The sequence below is a fragment of the Paenibacillus sp. J22P169 genome, from assembly GCF_059691995.1.
In genome coordinates, this window is the sequence record NZ_JCAUAO010000008.1 from 158,013 (window position 1) to 181,010 (window position 22,998).

A 22,998-nucleotide genomic window follows, 5' to 3' on the forward strand; every position below is an offset into this window, starting at 1 on the left:
GGGGCAAAGGTGGGGTTAGTAGATGATTCGGCCTTTAATTCGTACATTTTCACCGTACTTGGCTTGCATTAACTTCGTTTGCTCTTGCATAAAGGCATAAATTTCTTTCAAACGATTCTTGCGAGGCTTAATTGTTTCTTTAATTTCGCCATTTAAAACGATATCGTAGACGATCATTCTAGTTCAACTCCTTTTAAATTATCTTACTAATCTTATTGTAGACGATGTTTATTAAGGGATGATTAAAATTTCTTTTCAATTTTGTGAAAAAGATGAAGGTTATGTTAATAGAACATGAAAAATGCCTAAAATAGCGATCAATTTTTTTTATCAGTATTTGGTAGGTTTTGGATGTGCATAAGTTTATACACATTATCCCCCTATACATCACGTGCCTTCATGGTACATATTAACAATTTACCCACAGGATATGCACACTTATCTGTGGATAACGGAACGCTTGTTCTATTAAAAACCCCATGATACTATTAGTTTAAATTATAGAATATGGGTGATTTCAGTGAGACAAATTAGCGATGAGACGTTGATCGACTCTTATTACAAAGCACTAGATTTAAGATTAGAATCCGATTTTCTTGAACTTTTGCTCGCGGAAATTCAGAGACGTAAATTAAAGTTAGCCGTATTGGTTAAGGACGAAACACCACTTAATTAAAGTTCACTCAGCAGGTATTTGCAGGGTATAGCTGGAATGACAGTCGGGGCAATTCAAGAGATGAAGGCAGAAATCTAGATCGCTGCCATCCTGGTTTGTCATAGAAATGTTGTTCATCTCATAAGGCGAATAAGGACCGAGCATGTCACTCAGCTTACCATGGTCACACATACGCTGCGAGCACATAGGACAGTTGGTTTGCAATTCTTGCAGGCCATTACAAACTGGACATATAGATGACAAAGGGGTATTCCTCCTAATCCATAGATTAGGTATAGAATACCCCATTTCATTTCTGCTAATTAAAATTTCAAGTTCGAGCTGTGTCCAGGTGAAAGCTTAGCACTTGGGTCAATGTAAACTTTGGCATTGTTAATCGCAGTAGGTGCTTCACCGAAGCCAACAGCAATCAATTTCAATTTACCTGGGTATGTCGTAATATCGCCAGCAGCGAAGATACCTGGAATATTTGTTTCCATACGAGAATCAACTACGATAGAACCACTTTCGATTTCTAAACCCCATTCAGAAATCGGTCCAAGAGAGGATACGAATCCGAAGTTGATGATGACGGCATCGACATCGTGGATGCTATCTTCGCCTGATTTAATATTTTTAAGTGTGATTTGCTCGATCCGATCCGTTCCGTGAAGCTTGGTGATTTCCGTTGGTGTAACAACGTTTACTTTCGAGTTCATTAGGTTCTCTACACTGTGCTCGTGAGCGCGGAATTTATCTCTACGATGGATCAGGGTTACTTGCTCTGCAATTGGTTCAAGCATCAGAGCCCAGTCAACAGCGGAATCACCGCCGCCGCTAATCACAACTTTCTGTCCGGCAAATGTATTCAAGTCACTTACGAAGTAATGTAGGTTTTTCTTTTCGAATTGCGCAGCTTCCGGTAATTCAAGACGACGTGGCTCAAAGGCTCCAACGCCACCAGTAATAATAACGGCATGACTAAGGTGCACACCCTTGTCGGTCGTAATTTCGAATAGACGCTCTTCCTTCTTAACAACTTGATGAACTTTTTCTTCCAAGCAGATGTTAATCGGAAAATGTTTCATTTGTACAGACAGATTATTTATGAGTTCTTGCGCGGTAACTTTCGGAAAGCCTGCAACATCATAAATATATTTTTCGGGATATAGAGCCGCGAGTTGACCGCCAAGTTGCGGCATGCTTTCAATAACTTTCACAGTTGCTTGTCGCATTCCTGCATAGAAGGATGCGAACATGCCAGCCGGGCCACCGCCAATGACTATAATATCAACGATATCTGGATTTGCTTCTTTCTCATTCATAAGAGAACCTCCGATTTGGTCCAATATGTGTAAGATTCCGAATAAACCGATAATCAATATCATTATAAGTATATTTATAAACGTCTCATCTAATGAAGGAAACAGAAAAGTTTAAATTCTCCATATAAATGCTTATAGATAAGATAAGTAAATGCTTACATGGATTGGATGGGCTAGAACGCCTAAAATACAAGATTTTTGTGCAAAATGACACTTGATATTTACTTATTAAAATTATATCATATCATGAGAATCGGTTTACCATGTTGTGACGAATTTCCACCTGTTTCATCATAATTCACTTCGAAAGCGTGCAAACTAGTAGCAGTATACTACTTTTGAAGCTGTTTGTGTAATTTTTCACAAGATAGAGAGACCATGGGACAAAATACGGATATGGAAGTGAGAGAGACATGAGTAGAATTCCAAGAATCGTTATATTAGGAGCCGGTTACGGCGGAATCCTTGCTGCAATTCGGTTGCAGAAGGAATTGAACTACAACGAAGCTGATGTTACGCTTGTAAATAAGCATGACTATCACTACATTACAACACATCTTCACATGCCTGCTGCAGGGACAGATAATCCTGAAAATGCACGCGTGAACATTTTAAAATTGATCGATGAATTTAAAGTTGATTTCGTAAAATCGACAGTTACACAAATTCGTCCACACGAGAAAAAAGTTATTCTGGAAGACGGAACCCTTTCCTATGATTACCTAGTAATCGGGCTTGGTGGCGAAGCGGAAACCTTCGGAATTCCTGGTCTGAAAGAAAATGCTTTGAATATCCGCAGTATTAACAGTGTACGCTTTATTCGTGAGCATATTGAGTATCAATTCGCGAAGTATAAGCGTGAACCAGATCGCAAAGATTACTTGACTTTCGTTATCGGTGGCGCTGGGTTTACCGGTATTGAGTTCATTGGTGAGCTTGCGGATCGTATTCCATTATTATGCAAAGAATTCGACGTGGATCCTTCCCTTGTGAAGATTTATAATATTGAAGCTGCTCCAACAGCATTGCCAGGTTTCGATCCTGAGCTTGTTGAGTATGCGATGAAAGTTCTTACTGACAAAGGTATTACGTTCAAAATCGGTACGGCGATTAAAGAATGTACACCAGAAGGCGTTCTGATTGCTGGCGACGAGTTTATTAAAGCAGCAACGGTTGTATGGACTGGCGGTATCCGCGGTAACCATATGCTTGATGAAGCTGGTTTCGAAACAATGCGCGGCAGAATCAAAGTAGATGAGCATCTTCATGCACCAGGTTTTGATAACATCTACGTTGTGGGTGACTGTTCCATCGTGATGAACGATGAAGGCAGACCATATCCGCCAACAGCTCAAATTGCTATGCAGCAAGGTGAGGCTGTTGCTCATAACTTGATCGCGTCGATTCGTGGATCCCAAATGAAAACTTTCAAATACTCGAACAAAGGTACAGTAGCTTCCCTTGGTAAAGGTCAAGCAATTGGTATCGTTGGTTCCCGTAAATTGAAAGGTAATGTAGCTGCCATGATGAAAAAAGTGGTTGATATGAGATACCTTTACATTATTGGCGGAATTCCACTTGTTATACGTAAAGGACGTTTCTAGTCAAAGGATGCTAACGGGGGGATTGCCATGCGACACTGCAGTGTCCAAGTAAGAGGACTTCTTACCCGGGATGAACTGGATCGTTATAATGCCTTGATCGAGGTCGGTCACTTTTTAGAGACTGAGAAACGGTACGATCATGTTGCTGTTGTCCAAAAGGAGATTGATATCCTCATTCTTCCTGCGATTGAACGTCTGAAGGAGAAAGGTCGTCAGCGTGACCGCGATACGGAAGCGTATCTGGCACGTAAAGCTCAGATGGAAGCTGAATTGGAAGCTGCTCTGCGAGACGACGACGATGAATAAATAATTCCAAGAAGCATTGCTCTAACAGGGCAGTGCTTCTTTTTTAATTGGACGAAAAAAGAGCAGAGGACAGCAATCCTTTGCTCTTAATTACTCTTATATTTGAATGAATGACGCGAATTTCTCAGGAAGCATAACATTGCCAACGTAGAAATCACCGAACTCGCCAAAGCGTGCGCTAACTTCATCAAAGCGCATTTCGTACACGAGTTTTTTGAAATGAAGGGGATCATCTGAGAATAGTGTAACGCCCCATTCCCAATCATCTAATCCAACAGAGCCAGTAATGATTTGTTTTACTTTACCTGCGTATGTACGACCGATCATCCCGTGGCTGCGCATCATTGTCTTACGATCTTCCGCAGGAAGCATGTACCAGTTATCATTGCCATCACGACGTTTGTTCATCGGATAGAAACAGATGTGCTTGGATTTTGGAAGAATTGGCTTCAAACGCGCTTGAAGTTCAGGATCTTGCGCAGGATCAACACCTGGCTTCGCAAGGTAACTGCTCAATTCTACGATTGAAACGTAGGAATAAACGGGTATAGTAAAAGCAGCGAAGCTAGACTTGTTAAAAGCAGTTTCAAGCTCATTCAGCTCTTCCAGGGTTTCACGCAATTGCATGAAAACGAAATCAGCTTTCTGACCAACGATGCTATAAACGGCAGTACTGCCTAGTTTATCGTTTTCAACTTGCTGCCACTGGGACAAGAAGCTTTGCAGCTCGTCCGCTGCATGCTTGCGTTCTTGTGGGGTTGCGGCATGCCATGCATTCCAATCCATCAGACGGAAATCATGGAGCGCATACCAGCCTTCCAGCGTTTGTACGGCTTCACTCATTGTTTTTCCTCCATTCAAGGGCTAATATCCCCTACATTGTATCCAATTCATGGAGAAAGGGCAAATGAACAAAGGGTGAAGTTGAAACATAAATTGTTCAATTTGTGTACACTTTACCTGTACCTTTTCGTCGATTACAATAATAAGAGCTGTAGAAGCCAATGTTAGGAAGAGCTTCTTACATATACAAGGGGGAACTATCGTGCTGCAAATGGTTATCGCCACTGTCTTAATGATGGTGTTATTTTTTGGGATCGGCTTTATTCTGAACATGCTTATGAAAACAACGTGGTTTCCGCTTTACGCGTTCATTGCTTTAGTAATTGGTATTATCATCTATGGCTACATGGGCTCCTCATCTTTCTTATCCAGTGACGAGAGCTTTACGATCGTTGACGTAATTCCAGCAATCGGCGGCTTAGTTGGTGCCATTCTGAGCGGATCGGCGATCAAAGCACTGCGTATTCGTGGCTTTAAAATGTTCTAATTCATCATAATGAAAGGCCAAACGGGTCACGATAAGAAGGAGTTACCTAAACTTCTCTTAGAGAGGGGACACGGCAAGTGCCTTGGGCAAATGTGAATGGAACATCACTGCACTATGAGATAACAGGGCCAGATATGGGCACACCCATTGTGTTTATTCACCCTCCTTTGCTAACGCTAGAAGCGTTCACGTATCAGAAAGAGCAACTAAGCGTCCAATTCCGTGTAATTACCTTTGATGTCAGGGGACATGGCGGAAGTGCTTCCTCGAAGATGGTGATAACGTATGAACTTATTTCGCAAGACATCGTAGGGCTTCTTGATTTCTTAGGGATCGAGCAAGCCTTTCTTTGCGGATATTCTACGGGAGGCACTGTTGCGCTTGCGGCCTTGCTTTCTCATCCTACCCGATTTGCAGGGGGGATTATCGTGAGCGGAATGTCTGAATTGACAGATATCTACAATAGAGTCCGAGTATGGCTTGCGATACGAATGGCGAATCCTAGTCGAATTATGAATCTTTTGATTAGAGCGATTACGTATGGCAATGCCGATAAACAGACAACCTATCAGGAGCTAAATGAACATGCTTTGCAAGATGTGGCAGGCAATGTGAAAACGTATTTCGAGCAATCATTGCGATATAACTGCTCGAGTCGGCTACACAGCATTCAGCAGCCTGTATTATTGATCTATGGTCAAAAGGATACCGGCTTCCATTCTTACGCTCAAATTCTTCATAAGGGACTGCCTCATAGTTCGCTTTTTTTCATCAAAGATGCGAAGCATCCTGTACCGATTCAAAACGCTAGACGCATGAATGATCTCATTCAGCTATGGGTGAGAAGCCTAAGTGAGAAGGAGCAAAAAACGCGTTGGAAGCTCGATCTAGCCATTGCACAAAAGCTTCATCCACAGATGTATGGAACCATAGACGAAGATCCCACTGATGCTGAAAATACGATGCCAAGTTATGAATAAATGATGCCAAGCTAAGATTCCATTGCTAGTGAGAAATTGCGATGGAATCTTTTTCTTGCCCAAAAGGTAAAATTATCTTTTCTCTTGTAGATACCAAGATTGTCGATTTTTGTGGTAGACTAATAGAGAGAGACTGAGGCATGGGATAGCTAGAATAAAGCTATTGCTCAGTCGAGCTGAGGCAGGATGGTGCTGTAACGGGATGAGAATGACGAATATGCTGCATTTCACCGAGAATCACAGGTTTTGTGTGAACCGTGAGTTTTCTTTGAGCAGTTTAGACTATAAAATGTTAGCAATGATGTATCAGCCAATGATAGGCGGTTTAGCGATTAGTCTCTATCAAGCTCTCTATCAGCAGATGAGTGCCGAGAAAGTAGGCTTTTCGCCGATGGAGCAGCAACGGAAGCTATTTCTTCTGCTTGATCTTGAGCATGGCGAGCGCGGCCGCAAGTACTTAATTGAACAATCTTCCAAACTAGAAGCGATTGGTCTTCTACAGACGACTCGCAAGTTTATTCCGGAAGAAGAGGATTACGTTTTCGTCTATACGCTTTTCGCGCCGTTAGGGCCGAATGAGTTTTTCCGAAATCAGCATTTAACGCTGCTGCTGCGCGATAAGGTTGGCAAATTCATGCTGCTGTCGCTGCGAGAAGATCTTCTCTCACCTGAACCTGAGGAGTGTCGAGAGGCCACGGAGGAGAACTTGTCGGTTCCTTTTTATGAGTTATTCCGCCTGAATACACAGGTCGTGGATTATGAGTTGGAACAAGCGCTCTATGAGGCCTCTGCTAGCAAGCAAGGGGACGCTCGGATGGATGTGACGACCAAAGGCTTCAAGTATGCGGATATTATCATGAGGTTCCCGCGTGGAGCAAGTAATCGTGTGTTCGTTGAAGCGCTGAAGCACAAGCCGGAGCACATGGTAGCCATTAATATTGTGGCGAAAAAGTACAATCTTTCCCTACAAGAAACGTGTCGCTTGCTGGACGAAGATGGCGTGTTCACTGAGGAAGGTGAGCTTGTCATGGATCTTATGCAATATAATGCGAATCTGTTTTATAGACAAAGTAAGAAACGGGAAGAGGAGCGGGAGCGCACGACAACGAAATCCGAAGACGACACCCAAGCTACGGAAGAGCAATCCGTTGAGATGGCTTACTACCTTGAGGTTCCTCAGCAGCTGCGCGGCGAATGTACCGATCATCAGTACAACTACATCATGCGAAATGAGCCATACACGGCTGTGTTGAAAATGTTTTTCACACAGGGTTCGATACCTGATGGCGTACTTAATATTTTCGAGAAAATCGATTTGAACTATAAACTAAAAGAGGAAGTCATCAATGTTTTGATTCACTTCCTGCACATTGATCGTCGCTCTTGGGCCAAATCTTCGATCGAGGCTGTTGCTTCAGATATGCTTGGCAAGCAAATTAATACGTATGAGCATGCCGTTGAATACGTACGTGAGAAAATTAATTATAAGCAGAAGGCGGCATCTAAAGTGGAATCTGCGAAAGCGGGTGGAGGCTCTGCTACGCGTGGACGTCAAGGGAAGACACAGAAGCCTCACATCCCTATTGTATTGCCTGACACGGGAACAACGGCATCTACTAGGCTGTCTGCAGAGGAGTTAGAGGCTGCTAGACGTATGGCGCAGAAGCTAGATGAGCGATTTAACCGTAAGAGCTAAGGCTAAGCCGCGGGTCTGAGGATTAGAACGATGGAACTGTTAGGAGGTGCCGAAATATGATGGAGTCCTTATCGCATTTACTCAAATCATTGCCGGATACGGAATGGAAAAGAAAAGCTGAAGTGAAAATTCAAGGCGTTCTCGCGGACCCTTTGATTGTTAAGTTTCGTCAAAAGTATCCTTTTGTCGATAATTATGCGATTAAAATAAATATGAACAAGCTTTACCAGCACGTGTCCGAATTTAAAAATTGTTCAAATTGCCCAGGCTTGGAGAACTGCCCCAATGATATGACGGGGCACTACACGATAATCTCGGCCGAGTCCATTGAGGGACAAACGCCTTTTATCCATGAGGAGAAGGTAGCCTGTAAAAAGTTCATTGCCAAAGGTCAGCAGGATGCGATTAGCAGCCGGATTCGCACTTTTCACGTGGATCCGCGAATGATTTCGCGAAGCTTCTCTTTTGGTGATATTCTGGAAACGGATTTGGATCGAGCCAAAGCCGTTATGCAAATTAATGACTATGTGAGCTTAACCATTGAAGAGGGTCTTCAGACCCGAGGGTTATATTTGTCTGGCTCGTTCGGGACGGGGAAAACTTTCTTGATGGGCTACATGCTTCATCAGCTGGCGAAGGTCGGTATGACAGGAGCTATCGTCTATATGCCAGATTTTGCCGAGGATTTGAAGGGGATGTTCCAAGAGCCTTATAAGCTGAAGGAGACGATTGATCTTCTCAAAGAAACGGATCTGCTCGTATTTGACGATATCGGGGCAGAGAATTTGAATCCTTGGCTAAGAGATCATGTCATCGGTGCTATCGTGAATCATCGGATGAATCGGAAACCAACGTTCTTCACTTCTAATTATGCGCTATCGGGCTTGGAGAAGCATTTCAGCTTCACGAACAAGGACGGAGACGAAGAGTATAAGGGACAACGGATTATGGACCGAATACGGCCATTCGTTGATGTGGTTGAGGTTACGGGAACGAACAAGCGAGGAAAATAAGGTGTAAAACAAAAACCTAGCCAGCAATGGCTAGGTTTTGTGATACAGTTCCAGTTCCCTGACTCTCAAGCTTGAAAATGCAGAAAAAAAGCCGCTTCACATACAAATGCGAAGTGGCTTTCTTATGTAGTTCAACCTATTTCATCACTTGGATGACGGTAGCAATGACTGCAATGACGAACAATACGCCAAAGAATGCGCCAAAGCCTATGCCTACATCCATGAAATCATTACGCGGTTCTTCGTACACGTGATGCTCAGGGTGTTGATTGCTCATGTGGTTACCCCCTAACGTCCGACATTCGTATTTGTAAGCCTAGTATACCCAAATTCGTCGAAAGTTGTAAAGCTAATCAAAGTGACAATTGTGCAAACAATCGCAATAACGAGTAGAATGGGTAAAATACTTCTTGACTCTCACATTAGTGTTATGGTTTACAATAAAGACATCCCCACCATGCAGGTAGGAACAAGAAAGAAGTGAAGTCCATGCGGATTAGTGAGCTATCCAAGCTTACCGGAGCAAGTATTCGGTCCTTGCGCTACTACGAAGCCAAGGGGCTGATCGCAACACAGCGTGAAGAGAATGGCTATCGGGTCTACAATCAAATGGTTGTAGAGCGCGTGAAGACGATTCAATTTTATTTGAGTCTCGGCTTTACGACCGAACAGATTGAGAGCTTTCTGAACTGTGTGATGAAGAATCAAGAATCACAGTGTGATGATTTGCTGCCTCTGTACACTGAGAAGCTGCAAGAAATTGAGAAGCAAATGGAGATGCTGCAGCTGCTCCAAGCGAATCTCAAGGATCGTATTTCCTATATTGAGGAACAGCGACGCCAAGGGCTGCCTGTTGAATTACCCTCGATATAGACCAAAGGATACCCGGTTTGCTAACTTATGGCTTGGTTGAAAAGGCATATGAGTGTGGTATACTTTGTATGTTGACGTGATGCGAAGCAAGTTAAGTGACTAACTTAATCTTACTTTTCACCTTATAAATCAAATTCATTCTTAGAAGGAGGAACTATCATGGCAATCGTGAATGTTTCTGACAACAGTTTTAAAGCAGAAGTTGAAGGAGAAGGTACAGTACTTGTAGACTTCTGGGCACCTTGGTGCGGACCTTGTAAAATGATCGCTCCTGTATTGGAAGAGCTAGATAAAGAAGTTGAATCATTGAAAATCGCAAAAGTAAACGTGGATGACAATCCGGAATCCGCTGCTCGCTTTGGCGTTATGAGTATCCCTACTCTGATCGTTTTCAAAGATGGTCAACCAGTTGATAAAGTGGTTGGTTTCCAATCCAAAGATGCATTGAAAAACGTTGTATCCCGTCATCAATAATTGGTTCCAGTTACAAACTAGAAACAATTGTTCGTGAGAAAAAGCTCTTTTTCTGCTATGCTGAGAAAGAGCTTTTTCTTATGTGCTGTTTTTTTCTGAAAGGAGATTGGAATGAATGACAGACTTCGAGCAAGAGGACGCTGACGTCCGCGAACAGAGCCTGGAAACGATTAGGCACAAGCTATCTTTACTACCGGATAAGCCGGGCTGTTATATTATGAAGAACCATCAAGGCACCATTATTTATGTGGGCAAGGCAAAGGTTTTGAAAAATCGCGTGCGCTCCTATTTTACAGGGAGTCACAGTGCCAAAACGCAAAAGCTAGTCAGCGAAATTCGCGACTTTGAATATATTATAACCTCGTCCAACATGGAGGCCCTCATCCTCGAGTGTAATCTGATTAAGCAGCACCATCCTCGCTATAACGTGCTGCTGAAGGATGACAAAACGTTTCCTTACATCAAGATTACGCATGAAGAGCAGCCGCGTCTGGAAGTCACGCGGCGGGTGTACAAGGATAAGGGGAAGTACTTCGGCCCTTATCCGAATGCCTTTGCGGCGCAGCAGACGAAGAAGCTGCTGGATCGGTTGTATCCGCTGCGCAAGTGCAAGACTATGCCCGATAAAGTATGCCTATACTATCACATGGGGCAATGTCTCGCGCCCTGCGCACTAGAGGTATCCGCGGAGACGAACGAGCGGATGGTGCAAGAAATCAGTCGTTTCCTAAACGGGGGACACGACGTCATTAAGGAAGAGCTGACGACCAAGATGTTGGCGGCAGCGGAAGAACTGAACTTCGAGCGCGCGAAGGAGCTGCGCGATCACATCATGAGCATCGACGCGCTCATGGAGAAGCAGAAGATCACGACGGCGGATGCGCTGGATCGCGATGTGTTCGGCTACGCCGTCGACAAAGGCTGGATGGCGGTGCACATCCAATACATGCGCCAGGGCAAGCTGATCGAACGGCACGTCTCGCTCTTCCCTTACTACGGCGATGAGTACAACGATTTCATGACGTATGTCACACAGGTATACAGCGATAATCCGGCGTTGCCGAAGGAGATATTCTTGCCAACCATGCCAGAGGCAGAAGCTCAACAAGATGCTTTGGGAGAAGGGGTAAGACGTACAGAGGGTGACGAGAAAGAGATTCGCGAAGCCTTGGAAGGTTGGCTCAAGGTGAAGGTGCATATGCCGCAGCGGGGATTGAAGAAGCAAATGGTCGATATGGCCAGGGACAACGCGTTAAATGCATTGGATGAGAAATTCCGACTTGTTGAACGCGATGAACGTCGTACAACGAAGGCGGTCGAGAATCTCGGCGAGTGGCTCGGGATTGGTACGATTCGCCGAATTGAGGCGTTCGATAACTCGAATATCCAAGGGACGAATCCCGTATCAGCCATGGTTGTATTCGTTGACGGTAAGCCGGATCGCAAGGAGTACCGTAAATATAAAGTGAAGACGGTCGTTGGACCGGATGATTATGAAACGATGAGGGAAGTCATCAGACGGCGCTATGAGCGTGTTCTGAAGGACAATCTCACAATGCCAGACTTGATTGTTGTTGACGGCGGGAAAGGGCAAATTTCGGCTGCGATAGACGTTCTTGAGAATGAATTAGGCTTATACATTCCGATTTGCGGACTTGTGAAGGATGCCAAGCACAAAACAGCTCAGCTGATGATCGGCGACCCTGCCGAAATTGTTCCTCTTCCGCGGGACAGCCAGGAGTTTTATTTGCTGCAGCGTATTCAAGATGAAGTCCATCGCTTCGCGATCACGTTTCATCGGGAAACGCGGGCCAAATCGATGGTCGTGTCGCAGCTCGATGCTATTCCGGGTATTGGCGAGAAGCGCCGCAAGGCGTTGCTGAAACATTTTGGCTCTGTGCGGAAAATAAAAGAGGCCGAAGTCACGGACTTCAAGCCTCTGGGTATTGGTGAGAAATTAGCAGGTGAAATTATCAAAGCACTTCAAGGCGAGGCGGCGGCTCCCCAAGAATAGGGGGCTTTCGCCTTTTTCCATGCAGCCAAGCTAAGCCTAGTCCAACTAGTGCGGGGAGAACTAGGTACAGAAGGCCAGTGAGAACATCGCCAATGTGACCTAAGGAGAAGAGAGACATTCCCATTAATATGCTATCCATACAGGCATGCGCGAATATGGCGGTAATGAAGCCATATTTCAGGAAGACATAACCAAGAATGATGCCGATGACGGTGACTTCGACGAGTCGCGTGTACACGGGATAGATCGGATATTGCGTATGGCTAGCCGCCCAGATCACACTCGGTATCAGGATCGCAATGAAGTTGTTACGGAACAGTTTTTTGAAAAGAATGATGCCTAGAAGTCGGAAGGTAGCCTCCTCCGAAATAGCCGCAACCCATGCCATGAGCGGGAATAATCGAGGTTCAAGCATATTGAGTACCGAATCAGTCGGATCATTGACGGACCACACATCGAATTTTATTTCGCCCGCATAAAATAACACTTGCTGAACGCCGAGAACGAAGAGTGCGAGTAAATAGCCACGCCCCATTCCGTAGTAAACCTCTTGACCGAACCTGTTTTCTTTCCAATCAGGCCATTTATTCTGACCAACGGAGTTCCAAAGTCCAATGCCTGCGACCAAAGAAAGATAGAGCGATATCCCTAGAAGGACTGTGATTACACTCATAAATACAATCGTAAACCATATGGCTATATCACTGTTCATATCGCCGCCCATGGCTCGGAAAGCCGGATACATATTCACATTATTCATGATATAAATGACTAAGAAGATGGTTGTTAAAAGCAGGCCTCTGCTGAATCTGATATGTTTCCTATATATAATGGCAAAAACGATCGCAGCAAGCGTCATCAACAGGCTGAAACCCATGGAAATCCAGGTCATGCGTGAAGCAGAATCGTCTTGTTTGGTAAGCCAATTCAAGTGGGAAGCAGGGAGTTCAAAGCTGACTTGAAAGCCGGTTAGATTCGTTTGGTCGAAATTCACTCGAACCTGAAGCTTAGCTTCACCGATTGGATTGGTGCGTTTTTCGAAGTGAAGCGTCGTTTGTTCTTCGGGTGAATCACTCTCTGCATCGTCTACTAGGCTAAAATCCTCCGGATCAAAGCCCATCTTCCGAAGCTCCAGCTTCGCTAGCGTATCTGCTTTCGTCTTACTTATCGGCGACGATTGCTTTGTCTTTGTGATAGCTAGGTTTTCATGCCAGCCGATGATGTTTGAATTCGTGTAATTCACATCAACTTCAAACTGTCGTTTTGTTGTGGCATCTTGCACACTAACTTGATAATAGTCGATTGGGAACCGTTCCCCGTATTGTTTCGTATAAGCTTCTAGTAACTCTTCCTTTTGAAAATACCCGTTTCGTTCTTTTTTAGACTGATAGACAACATAAGTTTGTGGGTTGTGCAGCTCATAGCGCTGAAGAACGAAGGCTGCCGCACTTTCTGCTGCTTGCTGTTTGGTGATTGTAGGCATGTCCGCTACTGGTGGTTCTTCATCACGTAGTCCATACAACATCGAAACACCGACATAAAGGAGCAGTCCAATACAAGACAAGAAGAGCAGGAAACGATTAAATTTCAGCCTAAGCATAGTCAATTCCCTTCTGAATTCCGGATTCTCGATCATTTCTCAACGTTAACATAGTTTATAAAGAAAGCCAATTTGCTGGTAAAGATTCGGAAACAATTATATAATACCTATCAATTGCTTAGTGACGGAATTTCTACATGATAACGGGGGAACTCTATCGTTATAGCTTGGAGTCCGATTATTTTCTTACATACATGGGAGGCACGATGAGGCACCATGAATAAAAAATGGAATATATGGCAACTAACGCCGCCTCAAATATTGGTTCTTGGCTTCGCTATTATCATTTTCTTAGGAGCGAGTCTCTTGACGCTGCCATTCGCTTCTGCGACAGGACATTCGCTTCCCTTTATAGATGCCTTTTTCACGGCTGTCTCCGCGACCTGTGTTACAGGGCTTGTTGTGGTGGATACGGGAAGTGCTTTTACGATGTTTGGGCAGATTGTCATCGTATCATTGATTCAAGTTGGCGGACTTGGATTTATGACGATGGCGACATTAGTTGCTTTTGCTTTTCGTAAAAAAATCACTTTAAAAGAAAGGCTCGTCTTACAGGAAGCATTCAACCAAGGCAGTATGGAAGGCATTGTCCGTTTGATCCGTAAAGTTATCATCTATTCCTTGTCTATCGAAGCTGTTGCTGCTCTTATCTTTACAATACGGTTTTCATTTGATTTCGGCTTTACTAGAGGCCTCTATTACGGGATCTGGCATGCTGTCTCCATGTTTAACAATGCGGGTTTTGATTTGTTCGGCACCGTGGATGCGCCTTTCGTTTCTCTGACCGGATATGTTGGTGATTTTGTCGTTAATTTTGTTGCGATGATGCTGATTATTCTTGGGGGGATTGGATTCATTGTCATCTCCGATCTGATGGAATTTCGTAATAAGAAGAAGCTTTCTCTGCATTCAAAGGTCGTTCTAAGTATGAGCGGTTTACTTCTTCTAGTAGGTGCACTTGGTATTTTTATATTCGAATTTACAAATATCAGAACTCTAGGTTCCTTAGATTTTGGAGCAAAAGTATTAGGATCCTTTTTTCAATCTGTATCAGCTCGGACAGCAGGGGCTAACACTGTGGACATTGGTGCGCTTCGTCAAGCCTCCCAGTTTCTGCTCATCATCCTTATGTTTATTGGAGCTTCGCCAGGTTCAACCGGTGGCGGGATTAAGACAACTACGTTTACAATTCTGATCAGTGCGATAATCACGATGATTCGTGGAAAAGAAGATATTGTCATTTATCGTTACCGCTTAGCAAAGGATCGTATTCTCAAAGCGATTACGCTAACCATGATGGCTTTATTCTTAGTTATTATCGTCACGATGATTTTATCCACGATACAAGACTCATCATTTATCAAAATATTGTTTGAGGTCACATCCGCATTCGGAACAGTGGGCCTATCAATGGGATTGACGCCAGAATTAACAACGTTTGGGAAAGTGCTTATTTGTATAACGATGTTTGCTGGACGATTAGGGACAATTACACTTGCTTATGCTTTACAGCCGAAACAAGAAAAAGAATTATTTAGATACCCTGAGGGGAAAATTACGATTGGATAGGGGTTAAAGCAAGATGAAGAAGAATCAATACGTGGTAGTAGGACTGGGCAGATTCGGATCAAGTCTCTCTAAAGAGCTTATGAAGCTTGGTCATGAAGTTTTAGGGATTGACCTGGACGAAGAAGTTGTCAACGATATGAGTGATCAGCTGACACATGCGGTTGTCGCGGACGCTACGGATGAAGATGTACTTAAATCTTTGGGTATTCGAAATTTTGATTGTGCAGTCATCGCCATCGGAGATGACATTCAATCCAGCATTTTGACAGCTATTGTGATGAAGGATTTAGGGGTTAACCAGGTTGTTGCCAAAGCGTTATCCGAGCTTCATGGAAAGGTTTTGACGAAATTAGGGGTTGATCGTGTTGTTTATCCGGAGAGAGACATGGGAATTCGTGTGGCACATCAATTGGTAACCCCGAATTTATTGGATTACATTGAAATTTCTAAGGATTATACAATTGTTGAGCTCTCGGTGCCGAAACGCTTGTGTGGCTATACCATTCAGCAGTTGGATCCACGGGCTAAGTACGGCTGCAGTGTTGTGGCGATTAATAAGCATACAGGGGTTATCATCGCACCACAAGCAGGTGACATCGTGAATGAGAACGACATCATGGTTATCATCGGAACCAACAACCAGATTAATGAATTTGAAAGTCAAGTTATCGGCTGATCCCACACCTACCATGTCCTGCAGCGAGTGAAATTTTGATGAAGGTGGACAACGCATGTATAAGGTTCTCATGATCGAAGATGATGCGATGATCGGTGATATGGTCACGATGTATTTGAAGGAAGAGGGATTTCATGTCATCCGTGAGGAGAATGGGAGAAGTGGAATAGCGGCTATCCCGCAATTTCAACCAGATCTGATTTTGTTGGATTGGGTGCTGCCGGATATGGACGGGCTGGCGATTTGTCGTCAGGTTCGAGAAACCTCAAGTATACCGATCATGATTGTTTCGATGAAAAATAAAATCGTGGAACGCGTGAATGCGCTAGGAGCGGGTGCGGATGATTTCATGTGCAAGCCATTCAGTATGCATGAATTGATTGCAAGGGCTCATGCGCTCATACGCCGATCTCACATGTATCCATCCATGAATCAACTTTCAGTGGCACAGTCGAAACACCAAGAAGAGAAAGAAATAAAAGTACCTATATCGGCTGCTTTATCGGCTGTTATGGATAAGCATGACAAAATAACGCTAAATATAAATACACGTTCTATGAGTGTGTATGGTGAGATTGTAGAAACGACCTATTCGGAATTCGAAATTATGAAATGCTTCATTAACAACCCTGGACGTGTGTACAGTCGGGAAGATTTGTTGCAGACTGTTCGCGGCTTTGATTCTTTTGTAACTGACAGGGCCATTGATGTACATATCGCGAATCTTCGCAAGAAGATTGAAGACAACCCCAAAGAGCCGAAATGGATTCGGACTGTCTGGGGCGTTGGTTATAAATTCGTGCGCATGTAAGATGAATTGGGCTCGCGGTGCTTGGCAAAGTATTTGATTGCTTGGGCGACGAACTTCATGGATTCTGCGTTGTCAGCAGAGTGATCGGAGTAGATGAGTGAGGTCGTCCGTTTGGTTTGTTCTAACTCTTGGAGTTCTCTTAAAATTAATTCATTATTCTGAATTAAATCTTCACGTAAATAGGATTTGGGTAATAATGTCGCTGTTTTGCAAGTGGAAACGAGCCGGATGATCGCTTCGAAGGAATCGATCTCCATTTGAACATTAGGGAAAATCGTGAAACGATTGAATAACTCATCCATTAAAATGCGGTACCAAGTCCCTTTGGAAAAAAGGATCATCGGCAATTCATTTAAATCCTTCATCGTAATCTCTGTACGGTCGATAAAGGGATGTCCCGAGGGGAGCACTAAGCAAAGATGATCATCGAACAAAGGCTCACAGTGGAGACTTGTCGCATTAATTTGTGAGGCTACGATGCCGATATCCACTTTATTGTCTTTGACCAAGGAGACGATCTCATGTGTTTTGCCGGTTAGCAGCTTGATGTCAGTGAGTGGAAAGTCCTGCAAGTAATCGGTGATCAGATCTGGCAGTGTAGATTGGAGTGTTGTCAGAGAAGCTCCAATAGTAAGTGACGAGGGGCTTCCCGCGGCTTTATAGCTATGGAGAGCTTGCTTGAACTTTCGCTCAAGATGACGCTTCTCCAAGGCGTGATCATAGCAGATTTGCCCCGCTTTGGTTAACTCCAGTCGTTTCCCCTTCCGGATAAAAAGCTCCACACCAAGCTCATCTTCCAGCTTCATAATTTTTCGCGAAAGTGCAGGTTGTGAAATGTTTAACAATTGTGACGCTTTGTTGAGACTGACTTGTTCGACAACGATGGCGAAAACATCTAAAAGTTCCATACGTTTACCTCGCTTCTATATGTGAAATAGTTATAAGTAGATATAAAAAAACGGCACTTCCATTATAAGTGTGAAAGAGGTACGATGTACATGTCACAAATTATCTATATTTCGTGAACCTTCGTGTATAATCATTGATTGAATTGGCAAAATAGGCGTGGATGATTATGGGTTGACGCTCGTTTGCGGCGAGAGTACAATGATATGTGGCTTGTTTTTGTCAAAACTTGTCGGATGTTAGTTGTGTTTGAATTTTGTTGAGGGGGGAATTGGTTACATTATGAGTAATTCGTATTACTTTCGAAAGATCCACTCGTTACTAGGTGTCATTCCGGTGGGCTTCTTCCTTATTGAGCATTTGCTCACTAACTATGAAGCTACCAAAGGACCTGAAGCCTTCCTGGATCAAATTAACTGGTTGAACGGTTTGCCGTTAAGATTGTTATTGGAAATCGTGGGGATTTGGCTTCCACTTCTTTACCATGCCGTTTATGGACTTTATGTAGCCTATCAATCACGTAATAACGTATCCAGCTACGGGTATTTCCGTAATACGATGTTTATGTTGCAACGTGTGACAGGGGTACTTACTTTCTTGTTCATTGCATGGCATCTATTTGAGACTCGTATTCAGGTTGCGTTAGGCAATGTGGCGCATGAGGCTCTCGGCAACACGATGCACGATATTGCAACGAATCCAGTTGTTTTCACGCTATACCTGATTGGGATTGTGTCCGCAACATTCCATTTCACGAACGGCCTATGGTCATTCTTAGTGAGCTGGGGTATTACGGTTGGACCGCGTGCGCAACGCTTTTCGACAATCATAACAATGGGCTTGTTCGTTCTAATGACAGTGATGTTTATCATGTCATTAACTGCGTTTACAGATACACAATTTTCGGTTCCAGTAGAAGCGCATACGGGGCATTAAGGGAGGGTGAACAGAAGTGGCTAATTCAAAAATCATCGTCGTCGGCGGAGGCCTTGCGGGACTCATGGCGACAATTAAAGCAGCAGAGGCCGGAGTTCATGTACAATTGTTCTCCTTGGTTCCTGTGAAACGTTCCCACTCCGTATGTGCGCAAGGCGGCATTAACGGTGCGGTGAATACGAAGGGTGAAGGTGACTCTACGTGGGAGCACTTTGACGATACAGTATACGGAGGAGATTTCTTAGCGAATCAACCTCCTGTTAAAGCTTTATGTGACGCGGCTCCAGGCATCATTCACTTGATGGACCGTATGGGCGTTATGTTTAACCGTACACCAGAAGGTTTGCTTGATTTCCGTCGTTTCGGTGGTACGAAATATCACCGTACAGCATTTGCTGGTGCAACGACAGGTCAACAGCTTTTGTATGCTTTGGATGAGCAAGTACGTCGTTGGGAAACAGCGGGTCTCGTAACGAAATTCGAACACTGGGAATTCTTGGGTTCGGTTATTGATGACGAAGGCGTATGCCGCGGTATTGCCGCACAAGATTTGCGCAGCATGGAAATTCAAACGTTCCCATCTGATGCGGTTATCTTGGCAACAGGTGGTCCTGGTATCATTTTCGGGAAAACAACGAATTCCGTTATTAACACAGGTACAGCAGCAAGTGCGGTTTACCAACAAGGTGTTAAATACGCGAATGGTGAGATGATTCAAATTCACCCAACAGCGATTCCAGGCGACGACAAACTGCGTTTGATGTCTGAATCTGCTCGTGGTGAAGGCGGACGTATTTGGACGTACAAAGACGGTAAGCCTTGGTATTTCCTTGAAGAGAAATACCCAGCCTACGGTAACCTTGTGCCTCGTGATATTGCAACGCGTGAGATTTTCTCCGTGTGTATTGATCAGAAGCTAGGTATTAACGGCGAGAACATGGTTTACTTGGATCTTTCTCATAAAGACCCGAAAGAGCTTGATATTAAGCTCGGCGGTATTATGGAAATTTACGAGAAGTTCATGGGCGACGACCCGCGTAAAATTCCGATGAAGATTTTCCCTGCGGTTCATTATTCCATGGGCGGCATGTGGGTTGACTATAACATGATGACTAACATTCCTGGTCTATTCGCAGCAGGTGAGTGTGAGTATCAGCATCACGGTGCAAACCGTTTGGGCGCGAACTCCCTCGTATCCGCGATCTATGACGGCATGGTTTCTGGTCCTAAAGCGGTTGAGTACATTCGTGGTTTATCCAAGCATGCGGATGATACGTCATCCATCCTTTATGACCGTGAGAAGAAGCGCCATACGGATCGTTATGAGAGCTTGCTCAAAATGAACAACGGTACGGAGAATGCGTACGTGCTTCATAAAGAGCTTGGCGACATGATGAATGCCAACATGACGGTTGTGCGTTACAACGATCGTTTGACAGAAACGATTGGCAAGATCAAAGACTTGAAAGAGCGTTACAACAACATCAACATCACAGATACAGCGCGTTGGAACAACCAAGGTGTTGCGTTCACACGCCAGCTGTGGAACATGTTCGAGCTTGCTGAAGCCATGACAGTGGGTGCCTTGATGCGTGATGAGAGTCGTGGAGCGCACTACAAGCCAGAATTCCCAGAACGTGATGATGATAACTTCATGAAAACGACAATCGCAGACTGGACGCCAGATGGTCCTAAGATTTCGTATGATGAAATTGATGTGTCGTTGATTAAACCTCGTAAACGTGACTACTCCACGGAGAAGAAAAAGGAGGGATCCTGATCATGGCGGAGACACTAAGCGCAACGAAAACCGTGAAGTTTATCGTGACTCGTCAAGAGAGTCCGGATTCTAAACCGTATACAGAGGAATTTGAAATCCCATACCGTGCGAACATGAACGTGATCAGCGGTTTGATGGAAGTGCAACGTAATCCTAAGAATGCGAAAGGCGACAAAACAACACCGGTATGTTGGGAATCCAACTGTCTGGAAGAAGTTTGCGGCGCTTGTTCGATGGTTATTAACGGGAAGCCGCGTCAAGCTTGTTCTGCACTTGTAGATAAGCTGGAGCAGCCGATTCGTGTAGCGCCAATGAGCACATTCCCTGTTATGCGTGACCTTGTCATCGACCGTGGACGCATGTTCAACGCGTTGAAAAAGGTTAAAGCATGGGTTCCAATCGACGGAACATACGATCTTGGTCCTGGACCGCGTATGGCTGAGTCGAAGCGTCAATGGGCTTATGAGTTGTCCAAATGTATGACATGCGGTGTGTGTTTGGAAGCTTGTCCGAACGTAAACGACAAGAACTCGTTTATCGGGCCTTCTGCACTTTCCCAAGTTCGTCTATTCAATGCTCACCCAACAGGTGAAATGAATAAAGACGAGCGTTTGGATACACTAATGACAGATGGCGGTATTGAAGGCTGTGGAAACTCACAGAACTGCGTACGCTCCTGTCCAAAGGGTATTCCGCTTACGACGTCGATCGCAGCATTGAATGCGGACACGACGAAGCACTTGTTCAAAAAATGGTTAGGCGTGTAAGAAACGCTGAAATGAAGTCCGTCCTCCCAACAATGGGTTGACGGGCTTTTTTATTTTGACGCGAGATTAGCGTGGGACAACAAAAAGACCTGAGTCAGACTCTCAGGTCATCTTGATCGGGTATTGAGGTTAGTTAGCTGCGGGGGATGACGTTGTTACACTTGCTTCATGATTATTTATAGGGGAAATCAAGTGAGGGTACTGGGAAGAATGACGCGGCGACGAGATATCGGCATAGTGTAGGGGAAATCCCTCAGCTGATATAGGGGCCGCGGCGGGTTGAATGTACTTGTTATCTAACATGTGAATGTGGAAATGAATCGAATACATCGCGACACCTCCGTGTTATTGCTTTGTATGTTATATAATATTACGTAAATGGTCGTTTTGACAACCTATTATTTATTTATGTTATATATATTGACATGATCGACCAATCTAAGTATGATATAGACAAAAGTAAGACAACGAAGAAACAACCGCATAGCAAACTTGTTTTCTAGGGTTCCGCAACAGAAGTATTGGCTGTTGGTCAGGTCCAAGAGAAGACACACGATGAGCTTCTCATCGTGCACACGGAGGGATAAAAGCCCGGGAGGATATCAGGATATGATATCATTCCGGGCTTTTCCCCATTTTATACAGAGAGGGAGTTTGGGGAATGAGACAAAAAACAATATTTCTGATGTTGGCGGTATTATTAACTTTTACAGTAATCAGCGGGTGTGGAAGCAAAGAGGCGAGCACGAAAGCAGGAGGCAGCAGTGAGCCGATCAAATTGGCGCTTAGCCCATGGCCGGGCTGGTTCGTTTGGTACCTTGTGAAGGAAAAAGGCTTTTTTGAGAAAAATGGTGTGAATGTAGATCTGGTCTGGTTCCCTGTATACAGTGACTCCTTATCCGCACTCGCTTCAGGGAAAGTGGATGCGAATAGTCAGACATTAAGTGATACGCTGGCACCGGCAAGTAAAGGCATTAAGCTCAAAGCCGTGCTCGTTAACGATAATTCCAATGGCGGCGATGGCGTTGTTGTGAAGCCTAGCATTAATTCTTTGAAAGATTTGAAAGGTAAGAAAGTAGCTACTGAGCTTGGAACCGTCGATCATCTGCTTATGCTGACTGCTCTTGAGAAGGCTGGCTTAGCAGAGAAGGATGTCTCCTACACCAATATGACAGTGAATGATGCTGGACCGGCGTTCATCTCAGGTAACCTGGATGCTGCGGTACTATGGGAACCGTTCCTCAGTAAAGCGATTCAAGAAGGAAAAGGGAAGCTGCTCTTCTCATCCAAGGATACACCGGGACTGATTCCAGATTTGCTCGTGTTTAAAGAAGAAATTACGAAGAATCGGCCAGACGATGTGAAAAAAATCATTCATGCATGGTTCGATGCTTTGGACTACTGGAAAGCGAATCCAGAGGAATCACTGAAAATTATGGCTAAAGCCGCAGAGACGCCGGTTGATGAATATAAAGCTGGTGTGGACAGCGTAAAGATTTTCCAATTGGAGGATAATATCAAAGCTTTCGCAAAAGCGGATGCCTACGAATCCCTAGCCTTTACTTCTGTGAAGACAGCCGAATTTTTAAAAGGCTTGGATATGCTTAGTACAATACCGAAAGCGGAATCCTTCTTGGATGGCCATTTTGTAGAAGAAGTAATGAAGGAACGTAAGAAATAAAG

The 22,998-nt window shown here is 44.2% G+C and carries 23 protein-coding genes and 1 riboswitch; of the genes, 17 read left to right on the forward strand and 6 right to left on the reverse strand.

Annotation, left to right across the window (positions count from 1 at the left end; translation table 11 throughout):
* Positions 1 to 15 precede the first annotated feature (15 nt).
* Complete coding sequence (locus AC58QG_RS28435; RefSeq protein WP_497365441.1) at positions 16 to 177, reverse strand: mechanosensitive ion channel protein MscL; 162 nt, start codon at positions 175 to 177, stop codon at positions 16 to 18.
* A gap of 343 nt (positions 178 to 520) precedes the next feature.
* On the opposite strand from AC58QG_RS28435, the gene sda reads away from it, so the two are divergent.
* Complete coding sequence (gene sda / locus AC58QG_RS28440) at positions 521 to 676, forward strand: sporulation histidine kinase inhibitor Sda (RefSeq protein WP_497365442.1); 156 nt, start codon at positions 521 to 523, stop codon at positions 674 to 676.
* A 302-nt stretch (positions 677 to 978) separates the two neighbouring features.
* Here sda and AC58QG_RS28445 read toward each other — a convergent pair whose 3' ends face one another.
* Positions 979 to 1,980: an NAD(P)/FAD-dependent oxidoreductase gene (locus AC58QG_RS28445; RefSeq protein WP_497365443.1), complete on the reverse strand. Its 1,002-nt coding sequence runs from the start codon at positions 1,978 to 1,980 to the stop codon at positions 979 to 981.
* Between the two features lie 413 nt (positions 1,981 to 2,393).
* Between AC58QG_RS28445 and AC58QG_RS28450 the strand changes: the two genes are divergently transcribed.
* On the forward strand, positions 2,394 to 3,584 hold the full coding sequence (locus AC58QG_RS28450; protein ID WP_497288031.1) for an NAD(P)/FAD-dependent oxidoreductase: 1,191 nt from the start codon (positions 2,394 to 2,396) through the stop codon (positions 3,582 to 3,584).
* Positions 3,585 to 3,611: 27 nt separating this feature from the next.
* Positions 3,612 to 3,890 (forward strand): hypothetical protein, encoded by a 279-nt coding sequence (locus AC58QG_RS28455; RefSeq protein ID WP_497365444.1) that lies wholly within the window; start codon positions 3,612 to 3,614, stop codon positions 3,888 to 3,890.
* A 96-nt stretch (positions 3,891 to 3,986) separates the two neighbouring features.
* On the opposite strand, the gene hemQ is transcribed toward AC58QG_RS28455, so the two are convergent.
* Entirely contained in the window at positions 3,987 to 4,733 is a 747-nt protein-coding gene (gene hemQ, locus AC58QG_RS28460) for a hydrogen peroxide-dependent heme synthase (RefSeq protein ID WP_497365445.1), read from the reverse strand.
* A 202-nt stretch (positions 4,734 to 4,935) separates the two neighbouring features.
* Between hemQ and AC58QG_RS28465 the strand changes: the two genes are divergently transcribed.
* The 4 genes from AC58QG_RS28465 (at position 4,936) to dnaI (ending at position 8,909) form a co-directional block, all read left to right on the forward strand.
* Positions 4,936 to 5,220 carry a YuiB family protein gene (locus AC58QG_RS28465; RefSeq protein WP_497258024.1) on the forward strand — a complete coding sequence of 95 codons (285 nt, stop codon included), beginning with the start codon at positions 4,936 to 4,938 and terminating at the stop codon, positions 5,218 to 5,220.
* Positions 5,221 to 5,297: 77 nt separating this feature from the next.
* Positions 5,298 to 6,200, forward strand: coding sequence for an alpha/beta fold hydrolase (locus AC58QG_RS28470; protein WP_497365446.1), 903 nt, complete (start codon positions 5,298 to 5,300; stop codon positions 6,198 to 6,200).
* Between the two features lie 202 nt (positions 6,201 to 6,402).
* Entirely contained in the window at positions 6,403 to 7,896 is a 1,494-nt protein-coding gene (locus AC58QG_RS28475; protein ID WP_497365447.1) for a replication initiation and membrane attachment family protein, read from the forward strand.
* A 59-nt stretch (positions 7,897 to 7,955) separates the two neighbouring features.
* The gene (gene dnaI, locus AC58QG_RS28480) at positions 7,956 to 8,909 is read left to right on the forward strand and encodes a primosomal protein DnaI (RefSeq protein WP_497365549.1); all 954 of its coding nucleotides are present in this window, start codon (positions 7,956 to 7,958) and stop codon (positions 8,907 to 8,909) included.
* A 136-nt stretch (positions 8,910 to 9,045) separates the two neighbouring features.
* Here dnaI and AC58QG_RS28485 read toward each other — a convergent pair whose 3' ends face one another.
* Positions 9,046 to 9,186 (reverse strand): YqzM family protein, encoded by a 141-nt coding sequence (locus AC58QG_RS28485; RefSeq protein WP_477591058.1) that lies wholly within the window; start codon positions 9,184 to 9,186, stop codon positions 9,046 to 9,048.
* A 212-nt stretch (positions 9,187 to 9,398) separates the two neighbouring features.
* Here AC58QG_RS28485 and AC58QG_RS28490 point away from each other — a divergent pair, with 212 nt between their 5' ends.
* The 3 genes from AC58QG_RS28490 to uvrC all read left to right on the forward strand — a co-directional run bounded on the left by AC58QG_RS28490 (position 9,399) and on the right by uvrC (position 12,270).
* Positions 9,399 to 9,782, forward strand: a complete 384-nt coding sequence (locus tag AC58QG_RS28490) for a MerR family transcriptional regulator (protein ID WP_497365448.1) — start codon at positions 9,399 to 9,401, stop codon at positions 9,780 to 9,782.
* Between the two features lie 159 nt (positions 9,783 to 9,941).
* Positions 9,942 to 10,256 (forward strand): thioredoxin, encoded by a 315-nt coding sequence (gene trxA / locus AC58QG_RS28495; protein WP_056613612.1) that lies wholly within the window; start codon positions 9,942 to 9,944, stop codon positions 10,254 to 10,256.
* A gap of 115 nt (positions 10,257 to 10,371) precedes the next feature.
* Complete coding sequence (gene uvrC / locus AC58QG_RS28500; RefSeq protein WP_497365449.1) at positions 10,372 to 12,270, forward strand: excinuclease ABC subunit UvrC; 1,899 nt, start codon at positions 10,372 to 10,374, stop codon at positions 12,268 to 12,270.
* On the opposite strand, the gene AC58QG_RS28505 is transcribed toward uvrC, so the two are convergent.
* Positions 12,230 to 13,870 (reverse strand): CPBP family intramembrane glutamic endopeptidase, encoded by a 1,641-nt coding sequence (locus AC58QG_RS28505; RefSeq protein WP_497365450.1) that lies wholly within the window; start codon positions 13,868 to 13,870, stop codon positions 12,230 to 12,232. The two genes, uvrC and AC58QG_RS28505, sit on opposite strands and share 41 nt — an antisense overlap.
* Positions 13,871 to 14,086: 216 nt before the next feature.
* Here AC58QG_RS28505 and AC58QG_RS28510 point away from each other — a divergent pair, with 216 nt between their 5' ends.
* The 3 genes from AC58QG_RS28510 to AC58QG_RS28520 are packed head-to-tail and all read left to right on the forward strand — an operon-like array spanning position 14,087 to position 16,926.
* Positions 14,087 to 15,439, forward strand: coding sequence for a TrkH family potassium uptake protein (locus AC58QG_RS28510; protein ID WP_497365451.1), 1,353 nt, complete (start codon positions 14,087 to 14,089; stop codon positions 15,437 to 15,439).
* Positions 15,440 to 15,452: 13 nt separating this feature from the next.
* Entirely contained in the window at positions 15,453 to 16,115 is a 663-nt protein-coding gene (locus AC58QG_RS28515; RefSeq protein WP_497365452.1) for a potassium channel family protein, read from the forward strand.
* A 55-nt stretch (positions 16,116 to 16,170) separates the two neighbouring features.
* Positions 16,171 to 16,926, forward strand: a complete 756-nt coding sequence (locus AC58QG_RS28520; protein ID WP_497365453.1) for a response regulator transcription factor — start codon at positions 16,171 to 16,173, stop codon at positions 16,924 to 16,926.
* Here the strand turns inward: AC58QG_RS28520 and AC58QG_RS28525 are convergent.
* Positions 16,905 to 17,834: a LysR family transcriptional regulator gene (locus AC58QG_RS28525; RefSeq protein WP_497365454.1), complete on the reverse strand. Its 930-nt coding sequence runs from the start codon at positions 17,832 to 17,834 to the stop codon at positions 16,905 to 16,907. The genes AC58QG_RS28520 and AC58QG_RS28525 overlap by 22 nt on opposite strands.
* A gap of 277 nt (positions 17,835 to 18,111) precedes the next feature.
* Between AC58QG_RS28525 and AC58QG_RS28530 the strand changes: the two genes are divergently transcribed.
* From AC58QG_RS28530 to AC58QG_RS28545, 4 genes are all read left to right on the forward strand, one after another.
* Positions 18,112 to 18,768 (forward strand): succinate dehydrogenase cytochrome b558 subunit, encoded by a 657-nt coding sequence (locus AC58QG_RS28530; RefSeq protein ID WP_497365550.1) that lies wholly within the window; start codon positions 18,112 to 18,114, stop codon positions 18,766 to 18,768.
* 16 nt (positions 18,769 to 18,784) lie between these two features.
* Complete coding sequence (gene sdhA, locus AC58QG_RS28535) at positions 18,785 to 20,548, forward strand: succinate dehydrogenase flavoprotein subunit (RefSeq protein WP_497365455.1); 1,764 nt, start codon at positions 18,785 to 18,787, stop codon at positions 20,546 to 20,548.
* A gap of 2 nt (positions 20,549 to 20,550) precedes the next feature.
* Positions 20,551 to 21,315 carry a succinate dehydrogenase iron-sulfur subunit gene (gene sdhB, locus AC58QG_RS28540; RefSeq protein ID WP_497257999.1) on the forward strand — a complete coding sequence of 255 codons (765 nt, stop codon included), beginning with the start codon at positions 20,551 to 20,553 and terminating at the stop codon, positions 21,313 to 21,315.
* A gap of 488 nt (positions 21,316 to 21,803) precedes the next feature.
* A riboswitch (guanidine-I (ykkC/yxkD leader) is annotated at positions 21,804 to 21,915 on the forward strand.
* A gap of 61 nt (positions 21,916 to 21,976) precedes the next feature.
* The gene (locus AC58QG_RS28545; RefSeq protein ID WP_497365456.1) at positions 21,977 to 22,996 is read left to right on the forward strand and encodes an ABC transporter substrate-binding protein; all 1,020 of its coding nucleotides are present in this window, start codon (positions 21,977 to 21,979) and stop codon (positions 22,994 to 22,996) included.
* Positions 22,997 to 22,998 lie beyond the last annotated feature (2 nt).